Source organism: Actinomyces sp. S6-Spd3, assembly GCF_000758755.1.
Taxonomy (GTDB): domain Bacteria; phylum Actinomycetota; class Actinomycetes; order Actinomycetales; family Actinomycetaceae; genus Pauljensenia.
In genome coordinates this window covers 87,185-105,148 of sequence record NZ_JRMV01000275.1, presented here as the reverse complement: position 1 = coordinate 105,148, position 17,964 = coordinate 87,185, and the positions used below count along the sequence as shown (strand labels likewise).

The window sequence follows — 17,964 nt, the reverse complement described above, 5'->3', positions numbered from 1 at the left end:
CGCACCCTGCGGTCATATGTGTCGGTCCTTGTAGTGATTGACAGTCTAAGCGCCTTATGAAAATCCCGTTCAATGTATGGTCGCAATTTGGGAAAATCTGCTGACCAGAGTCGAAAATGAAGTGAAGAACACAGAAAAATAATGACAGCGCAGCAAAAAACATATTCACGTGCCGCGGTTTCAACTTCCCTGGCATTCGTCGGCATTCTCGCCATGAGTTTAACTATGCGCTCTGGGGCGACCTCGACCGGGCCGCTTCTGTCTACGATCTCTCAGGCCTATTCGGCTCGAGAGGGGGCCCTTGGAGTCCTCTCTGCTCTTCCCTGCCTTGTCTTTGCTGGTGTTGGACTTCTCGCTGTTCCCCTCTCAAAGCGTTGGGGGATGAGCGCTGTGCTGACTACGGGCACTGCACTCAGTGGCCTCGGCTTGCTTGTGCGTCCCTGGGCGGGCAACTTTACGCTCTTTTGTCTTCTGAGCGTCGTTGCACTCATCGGCCCAGCCCTTGCGAACGTCCTTGTCCCTGCCTGGATTAAATTCCACGAGGCCGGACGGCGAACGCTGCTCGTCACCACATACGGAACGGTCTTGCTGATCGGAGGAGCGGCAGGTTCTGCGTTCGCCGTGCCGCTTTCTGGTCATGATGGCCAGCTCTGGCGGTCTTCACTGGCGAGTTGGGCGATTTTTGCTGTTATCGCAGGGGCAATTTGGATCAAGATCAGCGGTCTTGTTCGTCGAGATTCTCCCGATGGAGGCACCCGAAGCGCGGAAACTTCCTCCTCTAATGCGACCAAGCGGCGCCCGATCTATCACTCGAGGACTGCAATTGCCTTGGTCCTCGGATTCGGACTTCAAGCATTGAACGCTTATGTTCAATTTGCATTTCTCCCGCAAATTTTGATGAATGCCGGCTACTCTGCTGGATTTGCGTCCATCATGACAGCTCTTGTGAATTTGTGGGCAGTCCTTGGTGGCCTGGTCATTCCCTTCATGATTGACCACATGGGGACGCATATCCCATGGCTTTCCATTATTTTCGGTCTGCTGACATTCGTCGGCTGGATCGGTTTGGTGCTGGTGCCCGGGTCTTTCGCATTTCTCTGGGTGTCCTTGTTGGCAATCGGGGGATTCACCTTTCCCCTCATCATCGCCCTCATTCCTGCCCGGTCTCGCGACGCAGCTGTGACGGCCGAACTTTCAGCCTTGGTGCAGCCCATTGGCTACGTGATTGCTGCGCTTGGCCCTATCGGTTTCGGGATCCTCCTCCAATTCCTTGGAAGCGAGACTATTCCCTTGCTGGCGATGGCAGTCACGGGCCTGCTCATGGGAGTGACGACCTACGTCGGATCTGGAACGGGAATAATCGATGACGAACTTGCCGTCCTTGGCAAGTAAGTTCAGTGAGCACCGGAGAATGTGCGGTGCGAATCGCCGAGCAATATAAGAAGTTGGGGGCTGCCAAAGAAGCAGCCCCCAACTGATGAATCCTGTGATCAGGCGTCAGCCGCCTGAGCGCCGAGCATGCGCTCGGTGGTTGAAATCTGCTCGCGCAGGAGTCGAATCAAGGCCGCGGAGGCATCCTGGTGCGACTGAATCCAACGCGTTCCCTGCGCAACCAGATCAAGGCCTTCCACGTAGCAGGCGAGGGCCTTCGGGAACATCAAAGTGACGATGTCCTCTGCAATGTGGAAGGTGTGATCTCTCCAGATCTGTTGGAGGGAGTCGAAGTAATCGGCAACGACCGGGACGTACATCTCGGGAGTTGTACGAGCCTGCGCCCAGAAACCAGAAACCATCGCCCAGCGAGTATCGTTCGGGATCGAGGTATCACGCAAAACTGCATCCCAGACCTGCTGCTTCACAGCAATGTCGGCAACTGCAGCGCGGGCAGCAGCTGCCTTCTGATGTCCGGTCATCGTGTCATCTTCGGCCTCAAGAGCCGCGATCTCAGCTTCGCCAGCAACCCCGCCGCGGACAAGTGCCGTGAGCAGTGTCCAACGCAGGTCGACGTCGAGGTCGAGTCCCATGAGGGTTTCGGTGCCCTCGTACAGGCCACGCACCGCCTCGAAGTGCTCGGGGAGAATTGCGCAGTGTGCGAGCTCGCGGACGAAGAGCTGCTGTTCGTCGGAGTGAGCGCTAGCAGTGCGAGCCATGATGAGTAGCGCCGAGGCAACACGCTCTTGCAGTGCACGGCGACGCGCGGGTGCAACATAGGTTTCAAGTGCCTGGTCGAGGTGGCGCAAGTACAGTCGCAGCATGGTTGCGTTGCGCTCTGCGGGTAGTGCGCTGAGCAGAAGCAGCAGGTAGTCGCGCGCGGGCATTTCACCATCGCGGGTCATATCCCACGCGGAAGCCAAGATCACGCCTCGGGTCAACGAATCCTCAAAGCGAGCGATGTTGCGGATCGCAAAGTCCAAGGACTGCGGATCCAAGCGAACCTTCGCGTATGCCAAGTCCTGATCGTTAATCAGAATGAGGTCGGGGCGTGCGATGCCAGTTGCCTCGGAGACAACGGTGGAGGAACCATCGACGTCAAGCTCTTGGCTGAAGACGCGTTCGATAGATCCATCCTCTGCCTGGCTGTAACCCGAAACAATGAGGCGGTGGGGACGCAGTGACGACCCTTCGGAGAAGGGCTCCTGAATGACCTTGAGCTGGGTGATCGCACCGTTGTCATAGACGTCGATCTGTGGGCGCAGCAGGGTGATTCCGGCTTCTTCAAGCCAGACGCGCGACCACTGCTTGAGATCGCGGCCCGATGCCTTTTCTAGCTCGCCCAAGAGGTCTGCCAGTGTTGCGTTCGAGTAGGAGTGCTTCGTCAGGTACTCGTGCAGACCAGCAAAGAAGTGTTCGCGGCCGACGTAAGTGACCAACTGACGCAGGACCGAGGCGCCCTTCGCGTAGGTGATTCCATCGAAGTTCACTTCGACGTCGGCGAGATCGCGGATTTCAGCGGTGATCGGGTGAGTGGTCGGAAGCTGATCTTGGTTCATGCCCCAGTCCTTGCGGAGCATGAATCCAGTCCAGCCTTCGGTGTATTCGGTGGCCTCTGCAAGAGCCAAGTGGCTCATGAACTCAGCGAAGGACTCGTTGAGCCACAGGTCATTCCACCACTTCATGGTGACCAAGTCACCGAACCACATGTGAGCGAGCTCGTGGAGAATCGTATTCGCGCGAGCTTCGAGGTCAGCGGTCGTGGGACGAGTGCGGAAAATGTATTGATCGCGGAAAGTGACGCAGCCAGCGTTTTCCATTGCTCCCGCGTTGTACTCGGGAACGAAAATCTGATCGTAGGTCTTGAAGGGGTAAGGAATCCCGTAAGCGTCCTCGAAGAAAGTGAATCCCGCACGCGTGATATCCAAGATTCGATCGGAATCCAGAGAATCAAGCAATGATGCGCGGCACCAAACACCCAGAGGAATCGTGCGACCATCGCTGGAAACGAGTGAGTCGGTCACGCCCTGGTAGGGGCCGGCGATAATCGCGGTGATGTAGGTCGAGATGCGTTCGGTCTCTTCGAAACGGTAGGTCCACGAAGACTCGTTCATCTCAGGTTCAGGAGTCGCCGAGTTCGAGAAGACCTTCCATCCGGCGGGCACCGTTACCGTGAAGGTGAAGGTCGCCTTCAGATCGGGCTGTTCGAATGTCGTGAACACGCGACGAGCATCCGGAACTTCGAACTGGGAGTAGCAGTAGGCCTGCGAGTCAGCGGGGTCGACGAAGCGGTGGAGGCCCTCACCGGTGTGCATGTACTGGCAGTCAGCCTCGACCGTCAGGGTATTGTGTGCAGCGAGTTGCGGAAGGGCAATGCGGTGATCTTGGTGGATGAGCGGATCCAGGTGCTCACCGTTGAGGACAATCGAGTGAACATTGTTCGACACCAAGTCCGCGAAGGTTGTTTCTCCTTCGGTCGCGCTGAATGTCACGGTTGTGCGCGAAAAGAAATCCTTGTCTCCGCGCGTGAGGTCGAGTTCGACGTCATAGTGATCTACGCAGATCACGTCTGCGCGCTGGATGGCTTCCTCGCGCGTCAGGTTCAGGCCAGGCATTGCTCACCTTCCGATTGTGTTGACGATCAGGACGCGCGGATGCGCGTAAACGTCTTAATTTTTACATGTTTGCCCTTGTGGCGCGAACCTTGCCGCGCCACAAGGGCAATTGTTGTATCGAATTGAAACCTTGGTTGTCCTGGCTACCAGATGTGGACGCGCTCTTCGGGGGCGATCCACAGATCATCACCGGGGGCTACATCGTAGGCCTCGGCGAAGGGGTCCATATTCGCAACGATCTGATTGCAGCGGAATTCTGCGGGGGAGTGAGGATCGATACTCAGGAGCTGTTTGGCGTACTCGCGGCGGATCGCCGTCCTCCATCCGCGAGCCCACGCGGTGAAGAAACGCTGAGCTGCGCTTTGCCCGTCGATTTCAGGGGCAGATTGCGGGGTGAGTCCCTGCTGCGCAAGTCGAGCAACATAGGCCTGCCATGCGATGGAAAGCCCCGCCAAATCGCCGATGTTCTCTCCCAGAGTGAGTGCTCCGTTGACATGGAGCGGGGGTTCTTCCCCTTGGAGATCCCGTGGGGTAAGCGCGTCGTATTGATCAACGAGGCGCTTGGTGCGTTCCTCGAAACGTTCCCGATCTTCATCGGTCCACCAATTCTCCAAGTTACCTTCCGCATCGAAGCGTGAGCCTTGGTCGTCAAAACCGTGCCCGATCTCGTGCCCGATCACTGCGCCGATTGCGCCGAAGTTCGAAGCATCATCTGCATCCGGATCAAAGAATGGCGCTTGCAGGATTGCAGCGGGGAAGACGATTTCGTTCATCGTCGGGTCGTAGTAGGCATTGACGGTCTGAGGCGTCATGTGCCATTCGCTTCGATCGACGGGGCCACCGAGTTTATCCCAGCGGCGCTGAACGTGGAAGCGGGTTGCTGCCTCGACGGCATCGACCAGAGAGTCTGAATCGAAGTGCAAGGATGAGTAGTCAATCCATTGGTCGGGATAGCCGATCTTGGGAGTAAAGGTACTGAGTTTCTTCAATGCTTGAGCGCGGGTTTCTTCGCCCATCCACTCGCAGTGGGTGAGTGCTTGCTCATAAGCGTCGAGAAGGCTGCGGACGAGGCCGTCCATGATTTCTTTATTGGCGGGCGGGAAATGGCGGGAAACCCAAATTTCGCCCATGGCCTCGCCAAGGAGGGAAGAGACCAAGGAAAGGCCGCGCTTCCAGCGAGGGCGCAGTTCCTGGGTTCCTGAAAGAGTTCGTCCGTGGAATTCGAAGGAGGCATTGACGAAATCTTCGGAGAGCAAGGAGGCATACTCGTCGATGAGGGAGTGCTCCATCCACATCTTGAGGACTTCAAGATCGGTGTTATGCCACAGCTGAGTCGCACCCTCAAAAAACTCCGGATGCGACACGTTGAGTGTCTCGATCTTTTCCAAGGGAAGCTTTGCGGCCTTCGCCCACAGGTCCCACGGGAACAACGGGTATTTTTCACGCAGCTCATTCCACGTCATGGGGTGGTCAGCTAAGAGCGGATCGCGGTTTGAGACTGCATCGCGGTGGAGAGAGGCAACTTGTGTTTCGAACTCGCGCACAGCACGCGCGTGAGACATGGCGTCTTCTTCACTGGTCCCGACCAGAGTAAAAAGCTTGGCGACGTAGGCTTCCCAGGCTTCGAGAACTTCGCGATGCTGTTCTTCGCGGTAGTAGGCCTCGTCTGGCAGAGAGATACCGCCCTGGTACAAGTCGAGCATGTGCTGACTTGAATTGTGTGCGTCGGTGCCGACGTAGCTTCCGAAGAGGCCAGCGATTCCCTCGTAGCGGAAGGTTCCCATAAGCGCTGCGAGTTCGTCATGGCTCGTTACTGCTCGCAGACGTGTGAGCTTGTCAGCGATGGGGGAGAATCCTGCTTGGTTGGCAGCGTCTTCATCCATAAATATTCCGTATAAATGGGCGATAAGTTCCCCGTTGTGACCGGGAACTTTACCGGCAGCTGCTTCCTCTGCGATTGCTTTTTCCCACAGCTCAGATTGATCAAGGAGCTCATGGAAGGTTCCGTGTATGGGGCGATCGGCCGGAATTTCGTGGGTCGCGAGCCACTCGCCGTTGGTGTAGCGGTAGAAATCGTCCTGTGGACGGTAAGTCTGCTCTTCAGTCATAAAGACACTGTACGTTGCGGCTCCTATGCGGCGCACGCCCGATTTCTTAGGAAGACCTAAGTTTGCTGTGAATGATTACAGGCTTCAATGAGTAATGTGCACATATGTGCAACACGCCTTGGGAAGATGTGCAGAGGCCCCAAAAGGGTCATGATTAATAAGGAAACAATCAGAAACTCTCTAAGGAACAACGTAACACTATGAGGACGATGGAGACTGATGTCGTAGTCATCGGTGGTGGCTCGACCGGTGCCGGCGTTGTCCGCGATGTTGCAATGCGCGGATTCCGTGCCATTCTTCTTGACCGGGCCGATATGGCTCAAGGAACTTCTGGCCGCTACCACGGATTGCTCCACTCAGGCGCACGCTACATTGCGTCCGACCCTGAATCGGCAACCGAATGCGCGGAAGAAAATGCAATCGTTTCCCGCATCAATGCTGATGCCGTGGAGAAGACCGGCGGTCTCTTCGTGACAACCTCTGTCGACGATGAAGACTACGCCGATCAGTTCATCGCTCGCGCCAGAGCCGCTCATGTTCCTGCAGAAGAGATTTCTCCCGCCGAGGCACTTCGTCGCGAGCCTCGACTTGATCCGGGACTCAAGCGCGCATTCGCAGTACAAGATGGAACCGTCGACGGCTGGCGTATGGTCTGGGGCGCAGCACGCTCGGCCATTGCCTATGGAGCGGAGATCCTCACCTATACCCGTGCAACCGGGATTCAACGCAGCCAAGACCGTATCGAAGCGGTCTACGCGCGCGATGAACGATCGGGCGAAGACATCCGAATTGACTGTTCCTTTGTCTTGAACTGTGGTGGTCCCTGGGCCGGACAGATTGCGGCCCTCGCGGACTGCCATGGAGTGGAAGTTGTCCCCGGTGCGGGAATCATGATTGCCATGAATCATCGTCTTTCGCACAATGTCATCAACCGCTGCATTTGGCCCGCTGACGGCGACATCTTGGTTCCCGTCCACCCGGTCTGCATTATCGGAACGACCGACTTGCGCGCGGAAGACCCCGACAAGCTGCCCATTCTTGCCGACCAAGTCCAGCAGATGCTCGACGCGGGAGAAACCCTGATTCCTGGCTTCCGTAAGTCCCGTGCTCTCCATGCCTGGGCAGGAGCTCGCCCGCTCATCAAAGACACTCGCGTCTCCGAATCAGATACCCGTCACATGGCCCGAGGAATGCACATCGTCGATCACCTGAGTCGCGATGGCGTTGATGGCATCTTGACCATTGCCGGCGGTAAGCTCACGACCTACCGCCTCATGGCAGAACGCATCGTCGACATCATGTGTCAGCAGTTGGGGGAGGAACGGCCCTGCCGTACCGCCGACGAAGTTGTTCCCGAGGCAGAAGGACACTCCAACTACTACATCGGCCACCGCCTCGACGATGTTGAACACCATGGCGAGTCTCCCTCCAGCCAAGAGATCATCTGCGAATGCGAACTGGTCACCCGTGAAATGCTCGAACGCACAATGGACGTTCTTCCCGGCGGCCAACTCGATGACGTGCGCCGTCAAGTTCGCCTCGGAATGGGACCATGCCAGGGAGGTTTTTGCTCCCAGCGCAGTGCGGGAATTGCACATGAACGCGGTGACATCGACGCGCCTCGGACAAATGAACTGCTTCGCCTCTTCCTTAAGAACCGCTGGATCGGACTGTGGCCCATTCTCTTCGGTAAACAAGCCCGCCAGGCTGCTCTGGACAACTGGATCCACGAAGGAACCCTAGACGTCGAGCACCTGCCCACCGCTCCCGACGCCATTCCTCATGAATGCGCGTACTGGGATGCTGTCGAAAGTGGGGAAGAAGCCCTGGAAGATGGAGAAGAAAAGGAAGGACTCACCCATGCGTGACGCAGTCGTTATCGGAGCAGGCCTTGCCGGTCTTGCTGCCAGCATCCGACTGGCGCAGCGCGGGGCTCAGGTCACTCTTGTCACCAAGGGAATCGGTGGACTCCAACTGGGGCAGGGGACAATCGATGCTTTGGGCTACGCCCCGGAACTCGTTGAACGTCCACTAGACGCAATCACGCAGCTCGCAGCCGATCACCCTACTCACCCCTACGCGCGCCTTGGGGCATCATGCGTTGAACAATCGCTTGAGTGGATTCGTGAGCTTCTTGGACCCGAGCGCCTCCTTGGCTCGGCCGATACGAATGTCCGTATTCCAACAGCGCTTGGCGCACTGCGTCCGACCGCCTTGTACCAGCCTTCGATGCAAGCCGGTATCCCCGTCGGGCAAAGCTATGTGATCGTTGGTTTCAAGCGCCTGAAGGACTTCTACCCCTCCCTTGCCGCCGAGAACATGCGTCTCCAAAAAGACGCCAACGGGCAAGCGATTGTGGCGCGTTCGGCCTATGTTGATCTTGATATTCGCGGGCAAGAACGAGACACAACCGGCACGAACTTTGCGCGCGCGTTGGACCATAAGGAGACCCGCGAACGCCTTGTCGCACTTTTGAAAGAAGTCGTGCGACCTGGCGAAACCGTTGGCCTTCCTGCCGTTCTTGGTCTGAACGATCCGGGCGCTTGGCGCGACATCCAAGACATGCTCGGCCAGCCCGTGTTTGAGATTGTTCTTCAGCCGCCGTCGGTCCCCGGCATGCGCCTGAACCAAGAACTTACCGAGATCGCTAAAGCAAACTGCCGCGTGATGCTGGGATCGTCCCTGGTTTCATACGAGGTCGAGGACCAGCAGGTGCAATCCGTGACCATCTCGACCGCTGGGCACGCTCGCACGATCCCGACCAAGTCCGTGATCCTCGCTGCGGGAGGGTTCGAATCGGGAGCACTTGAGATCGATTCTTACGGCCACGTGAGGGACACGGTCATGGGTCTTCCACTGACAGGTGTTGATACGAGCTTGCTCAATGGTGACTTCTGGGGCAGTGAACAGCCTCTCTTCAAGGTTGGCTTTGAGGTCGACGACAAGATGCGCGTGTGCACTCCGGGAGCGGGGCCTGTCTACTCCAATGTCTATGCGGCTGGGGGGAATCTGGCCGGTTCGACGCGTTGGAAGGAAAAGTCAGGCGATGGTATCGCTCTGGCAAGTGCGCTGCGCGCAGCCGATTCGATTGTGGAGGTTCTTCAATGAGTCTGGAAATTGTCCCCGGCATCGAAGAAGCCGATGTTTTGGGGCTCGAGGGTGATGACTTCGGTCTTCGTGCTTCCCTTGACGCCTGCGTGAAGTGCACGATCTGTGAAACGCAATGCCCTGTTATGCGCGTGACTGATCTTTTCGCTGGCCCGAAGTACTCCGGTCCACAGGCAGAACGCTACCGTCAAGAAGGCCAGTTCGTTGATCATTCGATCGACTACTGCTCCTCGTGTGGAACATGCTCTTTGGTGTGTCCTCAGGGCGTGAAGGTCACCGAAATGATCCACCATGCACGAACCGACATGAAGAAGAAGCAGGGAATCCCGCTTCGCGACCAACTCATTGGACGCACAGGCCTGATCGGTAGCGTCATGACACCCTTCGCTCCCATCGCCAACTGGGCGCTGGATGTTAAGCCGATTCGCGTTGCTATGGAAAAGATCATTGGCGTTCACCGCAATGCCCCCATGCCTCGTGCCTATGGCCGCACCTTCGAAAGCTGGTTCAAGAAGCACACTCCGCTTCCCAACTCCGGCACGAAGGGACAAGTGATCTTCTTCCACGGTTGCGCGGGACAGTACTTTGAGGTCGAAACCTCCATCCACTCCGTGCTGGTACTTGAGCACTTGGGCTACGAAGTCCTTGTTCCGCCGCATGGATGCTGTGGCTTGGCTCTGCAGTCAAACGGTCTTTACGACGAATCGCGTAAGTATGTCTCGCGTCTGACCCATGACCTGCGTAAGGCGAATCGGGACGCACCGATTATCTCTTCTTCTGGTTCGTGTGGTGGAATGCTTCGCCATGAGGCTCACGACATCTTGGAAATGGATACCCCTGAACTTGAAGATGTTGCTTCGCGTACCTGGGACATTTGTGAGTTCCTCATCGACCTCTACGATCGCGGCGAGCTCGACATGAACATGGAACGCATCGACGTGACCATTCCCTACCACGCGCCCTGCCAGCTCAAATCGCAAGGTTTGGGGATGCCTGCGGTAGAACTCATGAGTTTGATCCCCGGGGTGACGGTGAAGGAATCCCAGCAGCCCTGCTGTGGCATTGCCGGAACCTACGGAATGAAGAAAGAAAAGTACGCGATCGCACAAGCGGTGGGAGCTCCGGTTTTCGACTTCGTCAAGCAGGTTAATGTTGAACTCGCGGCCTGTGACACCGAAACCTGTCGCTGGCAGATTCGCACGGCAACCGGTGCGAATGTTGTTCACCCGATCTGGCTGATTCACAAGGCCTACGGTCTACCCGAAGGCTGAAATGAAAGAGAATATCCCCGGATGCGCAGATGACGACGCGCGCCCGGGGATATTACTGTTGCACCATGAGTGTCTCTCGTCGCGTCGTTGTCACCGGAGCTTCCAGCGGAATTGGAGAAGCCACCGCCCGTCTTTTGGCAAAGCGGGGCTGGAACGTCGTTGCTGTGGCCCGGCGTCGCGAACGCCTCGAGGCCCTCTCCGGCGAGATTGGTTGTGAGTATTGGGCGGCGGACCTCACCGACCAAGCGCAGGTGGAGGAAATGGCCGCGCATGTCCTAGAGGGCGGCCCCATCGATGCTCTCGTGAACAATGCGGGTGGAGCCATTGGCGTTGATCGGGTCGCAGATGCAGATCCTTCCAAGTGGAGTGCGATGTTCGAGCGTAATGTCCTCACGGCCTTGCATTGCACGCGCGCATTTCTCCCGTCGATGCGCGAGCGGGGAGGCGACCTCGTCTTCCTGACGTCGACCGCCGCCCACGACACGTACCCGGGAGGTGGCGGCTACGTTGCCGCCAAGCACGCCGAGCGCATCATCGCGAATACCTTGCGTCAGGAGCTGGTGGGTGAACCCGTTCGTGTGATCGAAATTGCCCCGGGTATGGTGCGCACTGAAGAGTTTTCTCTCAACCGCCTCGGCTCTCAGGAAGCTGCCGACCGCGTGTATGAGGGGGTTGCTGAGCCCCTCGTCGCCGAGGATATCGCCGAGGCAATCGTGTGGACCCTGGAGCGGCCGCGTCACGTCAACATCGATTCGATGATCGTGCGCCCGGTTGCGCAGGCGACGAATACTCTTGTGTCTAGAACTGCGCCCGAGGTTTAGAGCAGACGCGCCGGTAGCGATTGTTCCCTTGACTTTTGGTTATGCGCGTAGCGTGGCGAAGGCACTCACGCTTGCAACTCCGATCAGGAGAACAATGAACGCCCATGCGAGCGTGGTAGAACTTACCCGACGGGTAAGCTTTGCCCCGAGGATGCCTCCGCACATCGAGGCCGCAGCGAAGCACGCGACCATCGCGCCGGCCTCGGCGCTGATATCTAAAGTTCCCCCCAGCGCGCGCGAAGCCAAGCCGAAAAGCGCTGTGATGAGCATGATCAACAGGGATGTCGCTGATGCTTTCTTCATCGGGTAGCGCAGAACAAGGTGAAGCGCAGGAACGATAGCGAAACCTCCACCCACGCCAAAGAAACCGGTGAGAAAACCTGTCACGCTGGCTAAAAGAACCACTAAGGCTGCCTTCTTCAGTGTCGAAGCAAGCGTGCGCGGGGAATCCACCGGCGCGGCCTCGTCAAGTGATGAAGGGGAGGGGGAAACGTCGGCGCGTGCACGCAACTGTCTATGCACCATAAAGATCGCAACAAACGCCAGAAGAACGCAAAACTCCAGCATGAGCGTTCGCGCTGATACCAGGGGGTTGAGCGCGGATCCGCCCCAGGTGCCGACGATTCCAGCGAAGGCGAAAAGGCTTCCTTGCTTCCAATCAACGTGACCACTGGAGGCGCGAGTAATGAGCGAAACGCAAGCGGTTGCGCCCACGATGATCAGGGATAATGTCGCAGCTTGATGAGGGTTTTGACCCAGGAGATATACCAAGACGGGGACCGACAAAATGCCGCCACCCGCGCCGAGCGCTCCGACAACGATGCCGATCAACACACCAATGAGCGTGGCTTCAATGAGCACGATGTTCCTCCTTGGGTGGGATATGGACTCCCAATGACTGAGCGACCAGGGGATTCATGATTTCTTGAGCGCCTCGTCCACGCGAAATCAAGAAGGCCATTGCGCGAAGTGCGGGCAGCGCGTGCGCGTAAAAGGTCTTATACCCCTCACACAGGTAGTTGTGGTCCGGGCCATTCTCTTGAGCAATAAAACGATCCTTGGGGCAGCCTCCCCAACACAAACGCAGGAAGGGACAGCTCCAGCATTCATCATCCAGATCTTGCTTCTTCGTATCAAAAGCACGCATCTTTTCCGAAGTTGCAAGGGTCGCGAAATCCTGTGAATCGATATTCCCGACAAGCCACTCCGGCTCGACCCAGTGATCACAGGCGTAGACATCGCCATTAAACTCCATTGCCATATTCGCACCGCATGAAGGCGCATGAACGCATACACTCGCGGAACCAAAAAGCGCAGAGAGCGAAGAATCAAAGTCTTGGACAAAGACCTGTCCAACGTCACGAACAATCCACTCGTCGAAAATATCGGACAGGAAGCGACCATACGACGAAGGAGTGGTCGATCGTGAGGTCACGCAGTCTCCATCTTGACGATACAGGAGCGCAGAGCTTCCACTTCGCCACCCAAGTTCGGCTTGGCGCAGGTGTTCGCGGGGAACGCGCTCGACGATGGGGATAAATTGCATGTACTGCGCCCCGAGTTCATCGCGGAAATAGCGGTAGACCTCAAGGCCATGGTCTTCGTTAGCAGCGTGGACCGTGCACAAGATGTTGGTGTCGACTTCGGCGTTGCGAAGCTGCTCCCACCCGCGGATCACCATCGAGTGAGTTCCGTGCCCGCCACGGTTGAGACGGTAGGCGTCATGGAGTTCTTTCGGGCCATCGATCGAGATTCCGACCAGCACGTCATTGTCTTTGAAGAAACGCGCCCACTGCTCGGTAATCAAGGTGCCGTTGGTTTGGACAGCATGATGGACCACTTGTGCGGGGCGTCGATACTTCTCGCATAGTTCAATGAGGCGTTCGAAGAAGGGGAGTCCTCGCAAGGTTGGTTCGCCGCCCTGCCAGAGCATCGTGACATCTCCATCGGGGCTTGCCGCTAGGAAGTTCTTGACGTAGGTCTCTAAAGTTTCTTCGCTCATCGACTGGCGTTTTTGGTCGTAGAGGAGTTCTTTCGACAGGAAGAAACAGTACTGACAGTCCAGATTGCAGGCGGCGCCCGTTGGCTTTGCGACAACCGAGAAGGGGATAGGGCGAGCGGGGGAGAGCGTCATCGGGTTCCCTCGTGTTCCTTCTTGATTGACGAGGCCGTAGTTGTCGCCGCATAGGCAGCTGCTTGCGCGGCGGCGAGGGGGCCAAGTTCAGCGCGAACGACGTCGATATTCCATTTCATTGCGGGGATTAATTCTCTTTCGAGGCCGTGGGCAAGCATATCGGAGACCTGGGGGATCGCCTCGGGAAGTTCCCCAGCCACGATGATCGCACGGGGATTGATGAGAAGAGCAGCGTTTGCGCAGCAAGCGCCGACGGCATCCATCGCATGTTCGAGGATTGACAGAGTTCTGGAATCTCGATTGCTGACTTTCATTGCCAATTCGCTCAAAGAGGAGACATCGCATTGAGCGCAGAGTGCGGGAATGGATGCAAGGGTTTCTAGGCACCCCTCTTTTCCGCATGCGCATGGGGTATGAACGTCGGGAACGCGCATATGTCCCAGTTCCCCTGTGAACCCGAGATCTCCGCCAGAGAGGTGGTATGAAACCACCAAGCTGGCGCCGATGCCGTTGGAGAGTCGAACGTAGAGGATTGATGGGTACCCCTGTCCTGCTCCCCATAATGCCTCGCTCAGGGCACAAAGGCGCGCAGTTGTATCGATGAGAATGCTTCCCTTCCAACGACGCGAAATGATACCGGTGACGCTCTCGCGGCTGGGGTAGGGGGAATGCGGCGAGTGAGAAACATTTGAGCCCATGGGCACGGGGAGACCAACACCAATGGTGTGTACATAGTCGGTAATGATGCCGCGGGTGCGTGCACGCTCAAGGAGTAGCGCCCCTGTGGCGTCGAGCGCCTCAAGATAGTTGATGGGATGCGAGGCGGGTATTGATTGGGCGATCAGGACATCGCCGCCGCGGTTGAGTAGAACTCCAGCGAAAGACGCTCGGCTAATGACAATGCCGAGCGAGTATGCACATGAACGTGCTGATGTGAAGAGAGCTGAAGGGCGGCCTGCTCCAGTCTTTTCTTCTCCTTTGAGGGAAATAACAGCGTGTGCATCGATAAGCTTTGTGATCGCACGCCCCAGCGTTGTTCTCGAAACCCCAAGGGCCTCGCATAGTTCTGCACGTGACGCGGGGGGATTTTCGCCGAGATAACTGGTGATCTGATCTTCCAAAGAGGGCACGGCGGCGTGAAGATCGTAGTCCATGTCCTCTCCTTTGATGCAGTGTGGTGTGGGCCTCCCGCACGCCCCGGAAGGCCCACACCGAAGGTGTGTTACTTACCCATGACCTCGTCAAGATCGCTTCGGGCGGTGTTGACCAGCGGAATATCGAAGTCCGTCATGGCCGCCATCCACTTTGCGAAGGAGTGATCCCCGCGCTCGCGGAGTTGGAGGTATAGGTTCGTTGCGAGTTCACGGCGAATGTCGTCGTAGACAGGCACCGTGTATACATTGTTCATCTCTGCGGGATCAACTCTCAAATCGTAGAGCTCATTGATGGACTCCGGTGAGATGATGAGCTTGAATTCCTTGGTGCGCAGCATTCGCTGTTGTAGCGGGAAGTGATGTCCGTGGAATTCGCAGACGATGTCTTCACGCCAGCCGGGCACGTCTTCACCTCGCGTCAGGTCAACGATCGAGCGTCCGTCTTCGACCAGCGCTGGGTCGAGTCCAGCGATATCGAGGACGGTTGCGGGAAGATCGATCAAAGACACGAAGGCGTCGGATTGGCCGACCGCGGAAACCCCGGGGATGTGTGCGATGAAGGGGACGTTGTAGATGTCGTCGTACATCATCGGTCCCTTGTCGTTGAGGCGGTGGGAGCCAGTGAATTCTCCGTGGTCTGCGCAGAAGAAGACTGCGGTGTCATCGAGAATTCCGAGTTCGCGTGCCACATCCATGATTCGACCGATTTCGAAGTCAATCATGGCGACGTATCCCCAGTAGACAGCGATGAGCTTCTTCCACTGATCGTTGTCGAAGGACGATGTCGACCAGTAGGTCGCGTAGTTCTGCTGGATCTGCGGTTTACCGATGAGCGAGTCACCGAAGTTTTCGGGCAAGGTGACATCGTTCGGATCGATCAGGTCGAACCACTCGTCGGGGAGGAAGTAGGGAAGGTGCGGGCCAAAGAAGTGAACGTCCAGGCTGAAGGGCTGTCCGTTTTCCTTCCAATCGGCCGCATATTCGCGTAGCTTCTCGATTGCTCGATCGGCCAAGAAACGCTCGAAGGTTGCTTCTTCTGGTTGATCGAGGCGTGCTGCGATGATATGTCCATCGCGGCCCCCCGGGAGCTTTCCTCGCCAGAAGTCGTGTGCCCGAACTGGCGGAAGGCCATGTTCGTTGAGCCACGCGACGTACTTTTCGTTTGCGACGGGATTTTCTGCACCCCAGTAGGTATCGTCGTCGGCGCCGAACTTGTCGGGGAGGTTCGCTCCGCAGTGATACTTTCCAACGATGCCAACGTTGTAGCCCGCGTCCCGAAGTGCCTGAGTGTAGGTCCAGGTTCCAAGGGGAATCATCGTTTGGTAGGCGATGTTCCACTCAGGGTTGGCCAGTACCAGGTGCTTTCCTGGGCGCTTTCCTGTCAGAAGTGATGCGCGTGCGGGCGTGCAGATCGCGGTGGGAGTGAAGCAGTTGGTGAAGGCGAAACCGTTGCGTCCCATCTCGTCAATGACGGGAGTTTGGGCGTGTGGGTTACCAAGGCAGCCGATCGTATCCGTGCGATGCTGGTCAGTCATGATCACCAGGACATTGCGGACATTGTCCGGGATGTCACTGGAGCGTTCATATGCGTCAGACATGATGATCCTTTCACTTCTCGGAAGCAGCGAGTTTGTCCATGTCTTCGAGTTCAGTACCGGTGGTTTCCTTCAGGTACTTTGCGGTGAAGATGACGGCTAGGACGCCGAATGCGCAGTAGATCCAGTAGGTGCCTGCCGGCGACCACGAAATCAGGAAGGGGAAGAGCAAAACGACAAGGAAGTTGACGAAGAAGTCTGCTCCCGAGGCCATGGACATTGCGCCACCGCGAATCGAGTTGGGGAACATTTCGCCCATGACGATCGAGAAGATCGGTCCCCACGAGGAAGTGAAGCCCAACAGGAAGGTGCACAGCGCTGCGACTGCGAGGAATGCCAAGACCGGGTTGTCTGCAACGTCGGGCTTTCCGTCCACAACGGGTGCCAGTGTGAAGACGGTTGCAACGACGCCAAGGGAAACAAAGATCAGCGTGCCTCCGTAGATGAGCATCCGCTTACGTCCCACGTGGTCCACAAGCAGAATGCCAGAGACAACACCTACGATCTTGAATCCTGTGATGAGCAGGGTTTGCTGCAATGCCATTGATTCGTTGAATCCCACTGCCGCGAAGAGCGAGTTTGAGTAGAAGAAGACGCCGTTGATGCCGGTGAGCTGCTGGAATGCGGCGATCATCATGCCAACAAGAACCAGTCCGCGCCACTTCGAGGAGAAGATTTCACCAATGCTGAGCTTGCGTCCGCCAGTTTCTGCCATTGAAGCAGAAATTGCTTTGACGCGTGCTGCCGGGTCGTCTTCACCGCTGACCTTTGCGAGGACAGCTTCAGCTTCCTTGGTCTTCCCGACCGACACCAGGTAACGAGGCGACTCGGGGATTTGGGCGGTAAAGATCACGAAGAGGAGAGCGGGAATGATGAGGCATGCGAAAAGAACTTGCCAGGTCTGCAGTCCCCAGAAGGCGGGCTTCGCAGCGCCGCCGGTCAGGCGTACGACACCCATATTGATGAGGCCGGCGAAGAAAAGACCGAGGATGATGGCCAGCTGACGGAAACCGATCAGGCGGCCTCGGATGTCAGCAGGTGCAATTTCTGCGACGTATCCGGGTGCAACGGTGGTTGCTGCACCAAAACCAATGCCGCCCACAATGCGGGTGAGGAGGAGGAAGGGATATCCGAAGCTTCCCAGAACTGGTGAGATCGGTCCAAGGAGTGCTTCGAAGAGAAGGAAGGGACCAACCCACATCAGGGTTGTTTTGCGTCCGATCTTGTCAGAGATACGTCCTGCTCCAAGTGCGCCGATGAGGCCGCCGATTACGCCCGCTGCGCCGGCAACGCCTTGGAGGAATGGGCCGAGGTGGAAGGTGGTGCCGACCGCTTTAATTGCGGCGTTGAGGACCATTCCTTCGAATCCGTAGAAGAATGGGCCCAAAGTAGCGATGAGTGCCAGGAAAGTGGCGTATTTCCGCGCCCGACGCTGGGTTTCGGTCAGCGGAGCTGTCGTACGTGAGGTTGACATGAGGTCCGTCCTAAAGGGGAGAGGAATGAACTCATCGGATTGATCCGTGATGCCTCATCTTTGAGGTACTTACACGCTAACCCTGAGTGAATTTTGGGCGTTGACGTGGACAAAATTATTTTTGTGATGCGCGTCATATAAGTTGCTTTTCTCTTCACAGGAAAACCTTAGGTGCGACATAAAACAGGCATAGAGGTGGTCCGTAGCTTGATGACCAAGACGACAGGGCAGACGCCCCAGAGGAAAGGAACGC

General features: G+C 57.1%; 12 protein-coding genes. 5 read left to right on the top strand and 7 right to left on the bottom strand.

The window, feature by feature from the left end; translation table 11 throughout:
• Positions 1-141: 141 nt before the first annotated feature.
• A complete protein-coding gene (locus HMPREF1627_RS04720) occupies positions 142-1,392 on the top strand; it encodes an MFS transporter (protein WP_034501569.1) in 1,251 nt (416 codons plus the stop codon).
• Between the two features lie 98 nt (positions 1,393-1,490).
• Here the strand turns inward: HMPREF1627_RS04720 and pepN are convergent, their stop codons facing one another.
• Positions 1,491-4,046, bottom strand: coding sequence for an aminopeptidase N (gene pepN / locus HMPREF1627_RS04715; RefSeq protein WP_034501568.1), 2,556 nt, complete (start codon positions 4,044-4,046; stop codon positions 1,491-1,493).
• Positions 4,047-4,189: 143 nt separating this feature from the next.
• Positions 4,190-6,154 carry a M13 family metallopeptidase gene (locus HMPREF1627_RS04710; protein ID WP_034501567.1) on the bottom strand — a complete coding sequence of 655 codons (1,965 nt, stop codon included), beginning with the start codon at positions 6,152-6,154 and terminating at the stop codon, positions 4,190-4,192.
• 200 nt (positions 6,155-6,354) lie between these two features.
• Between HMPREF1627_RS04710 and glpA the strand changes: the two genes are divergently transcribed.
• From glpA to HMPREF1627_RS04690, 4 genes are all read left to right on the top strand, one after another.
• Positions 6,355-8,022: an anaerobic glycerol-3-phosphate dehydrogenase subunit GlpA gene (gene glpA / locus HMPREF1627_RS04705; RefSeq protein WP_034501566.1), complete on the top strand. Its 1,668-nt coding sequence runs from the start codon at positions 6,355-6,357 to the stop codon at positions 8,020-8,022.
• Complete coding sequence (gene glpB, locus HMPREF1627_RS04700; RefSeq protein WP_034501565.1) at positions 8,015-9,262, top strand: glycerol-3-phosphate dehydrogenase subunit GlpB; 1,248 nt, start codon at positions 8,015-8,017, stop codon at positions 9,260-9,262. The genes glpA and glpB overlap by 8 nt, the downstream gene beginning before the upstream one ends.
• Positions 9,259-10,533 carry an anaerobic glycerol-3-phosphate dehydrogenase subunit C gene (locus tag HMPREF1627_RS04695; RefSeq protein WP_034501564.1) on the top strand — a complete coding sequence of 425 codons (1,275 nt, stop codon included), beginning with the start codon at positions 9,259-9,261 and terminating at the stop codon, positions 10,531-10,533. The genes glpB and HMPREF1627_RS04695 overlap by 4 nt, the downstream gene beginning before the upstream one ends.
• A gap of 65 nt (positions 10,534-10,598) precedes the next feature.
• Positions 10,599-11,354 carry an SDR family NAD(P)-dependent oxidoreductase gene (locus HMPREF1627_RS04690; RefSeq protein ID WP_034501563.1) on the top strand — a complete coding sequence of 252 codons (756 nt, stop codon included), beginning with the start codon at positions 10,599-10,601 and terminating at the stop codon, positions 11,352-11,354.
• Between the two features lie 39 nt (positions 11,355-11,393).
• On the opposite strand, the gene HMPREF1627_RS04685 is transcribed toward HMPREF1627_RS04690, so the two are convergent.
• The 5 genes from HMPREF1627_RS04685 to HMPREF1627_RS04665 form a co-directional block, all read right to left on the bottom strand.
• On the bottom strand, positions 11,394-12,215 hold the full coding sequence (locus tag HMPREF1627_RS04685) for a sulfite exporter TauE/SafE family protein (RefSeq protein WP_034501562.1): 822 nt from the start codon (positions 12,213-12,215) through the stop codon (positions 11,394-11,396).
• On the bottom strand, positions 12,205-13,488 hold the full coding sequence (locus HMPREF1627_RS04680; RefSeq protein ID WP_034501561.1) for an anaerobic sulfatase maturase: 1,284 nt from the start codon (positions 13,486-13,488) through the stop codon (positions 12,205-12,207). The genes HMPREF1627_RS04685 and HMPREF1627_RS04680 overlap by 11 nt, the downstream gene beginning before the upstream one ends.
• Positions 13,485-14,642 (bottom strand): ROK family transcriptional regulator, encoded by a 1,158-nt coding sequence (locus tag HMPREF1627_RS04675; RefSeq protein ID WP_034501560.1) that lies wholly within the window; start codon positions 14,640-14,642, stop codon positions 13,485-13,487. Before HMPREF1627_RS04675 ends, HMPREF1627_RS04680 begins: the two co-directional genes overlap by 4 nt.
• 68 nt (positions 14,643-14,710) lie before the next feature.
• On the bottom strand, positions 14,711-16,240 hold the full coding sequence (locus HMPREF1627_RS04670) for a sulfatase-like hydrolase/transferase (RefSeq protein ID WP_034501559.1): 1,530 nt from the start codon (positions 16,238-16,240) through the stop codon (positions 14,711-14,713).
• 10 nt (positions 16,241-16,250) lie between these two features.
• Positions 16,251-17,711, bottom strand: coding sequence for a sugar porter family MFS transporter (locus HMPREF1627_RS04665; RefSeq protein ID WP_034501558.1), 1,461 nt, complete (start codon positions 17,709-17,711; stop codon positions 16,251-16,253).
• Between the last annotated feature and the right edge of the window lie 253 nt (positions 17,712-17,964).

Excerpts from the sequence above, each read along its gene's own strand:
- HMPREF1627_RS04720 (WP_034501569.1), top strand. The coding sequence starts at position 142 with ATGACAGCGCAGCAAAAAACATATTCACGTGCCGCGGTTTCAACTTCC.
- pepN (WP_034501568.1), bottom strand. The coding sequence starts at position 4,046 with ATGCCTGGCCTGAACCTGACGCGCGAGGAAGCCATCCAGCGCGCAGAC.
- HMPREF1627_RS04710 (WP_034501567.1), bottom strand. The coding sequence starts at position 6,154 with ATGACTGAAGAGCAGACTTACCGTCCACAGGACGATTTCTACCGCTAC.
- glpA (WP_034501566.1), top strand. The coding sequence starts at position 6,355 with ATGAGGACGATGGAGACTGATGTCGTAGTCATCGGTGGTGGCTCGACC.
- glpB (WP_034501565.1), top strand. The coding sequence starts at position 8,015 with ATGCGTGACGCAGTCGTTATCGGAGCAGGCCTTGCCGGTCTTGCTGCC.
- HMPREF1627_RS04695 (WP_034501564.1), top strand. The coding sequence starts at position 9,259 with ATGAGTCTGGAAATTGTCCCCGGCATCGAAGAAGCCGATGTTTTGGGG.
- HMPREF1627_RS04690 (WP_034501563.1), top strand. The coding sequence starts at position 10,599 with ATGAGTGTCTCTCGTCGCGTCGTTGTCACCGGAGCTTCCAGCGGAATT.
- HMPREF1627_RS04680 (WP_034501561.1), bottom strand. The coding sequence starts at position 13,488 with ATGACGCTCTCCCCCGCTCGCCCTATCCCCTTCTCGGTTGTCGCAAAG.
- HMPREF1627_RS04675 (WP_034501560.1), bottom strand. The coding sequence starts at position 14,642 with ATGGACTACGATCTTCACGCCGCCGTGCCCTCTTTGGAAGATCAGATC.
- HMPREF1627_RS04670 (WP_034501559.1), bottom strand. The coding sequence starts at position 16,240 with ATGTCTGACGCATATGAACGCTCCAGTGACATCCCGGACAATGTCCGC.
- HMPREF1627_RS04665 (WP_034501558.1), bottom strand. The coding sequence starts at position 17,711 with ATGTCAACCTCACGTACGACAGCTCCGCTGACCGAAACCCAGCGTCGG.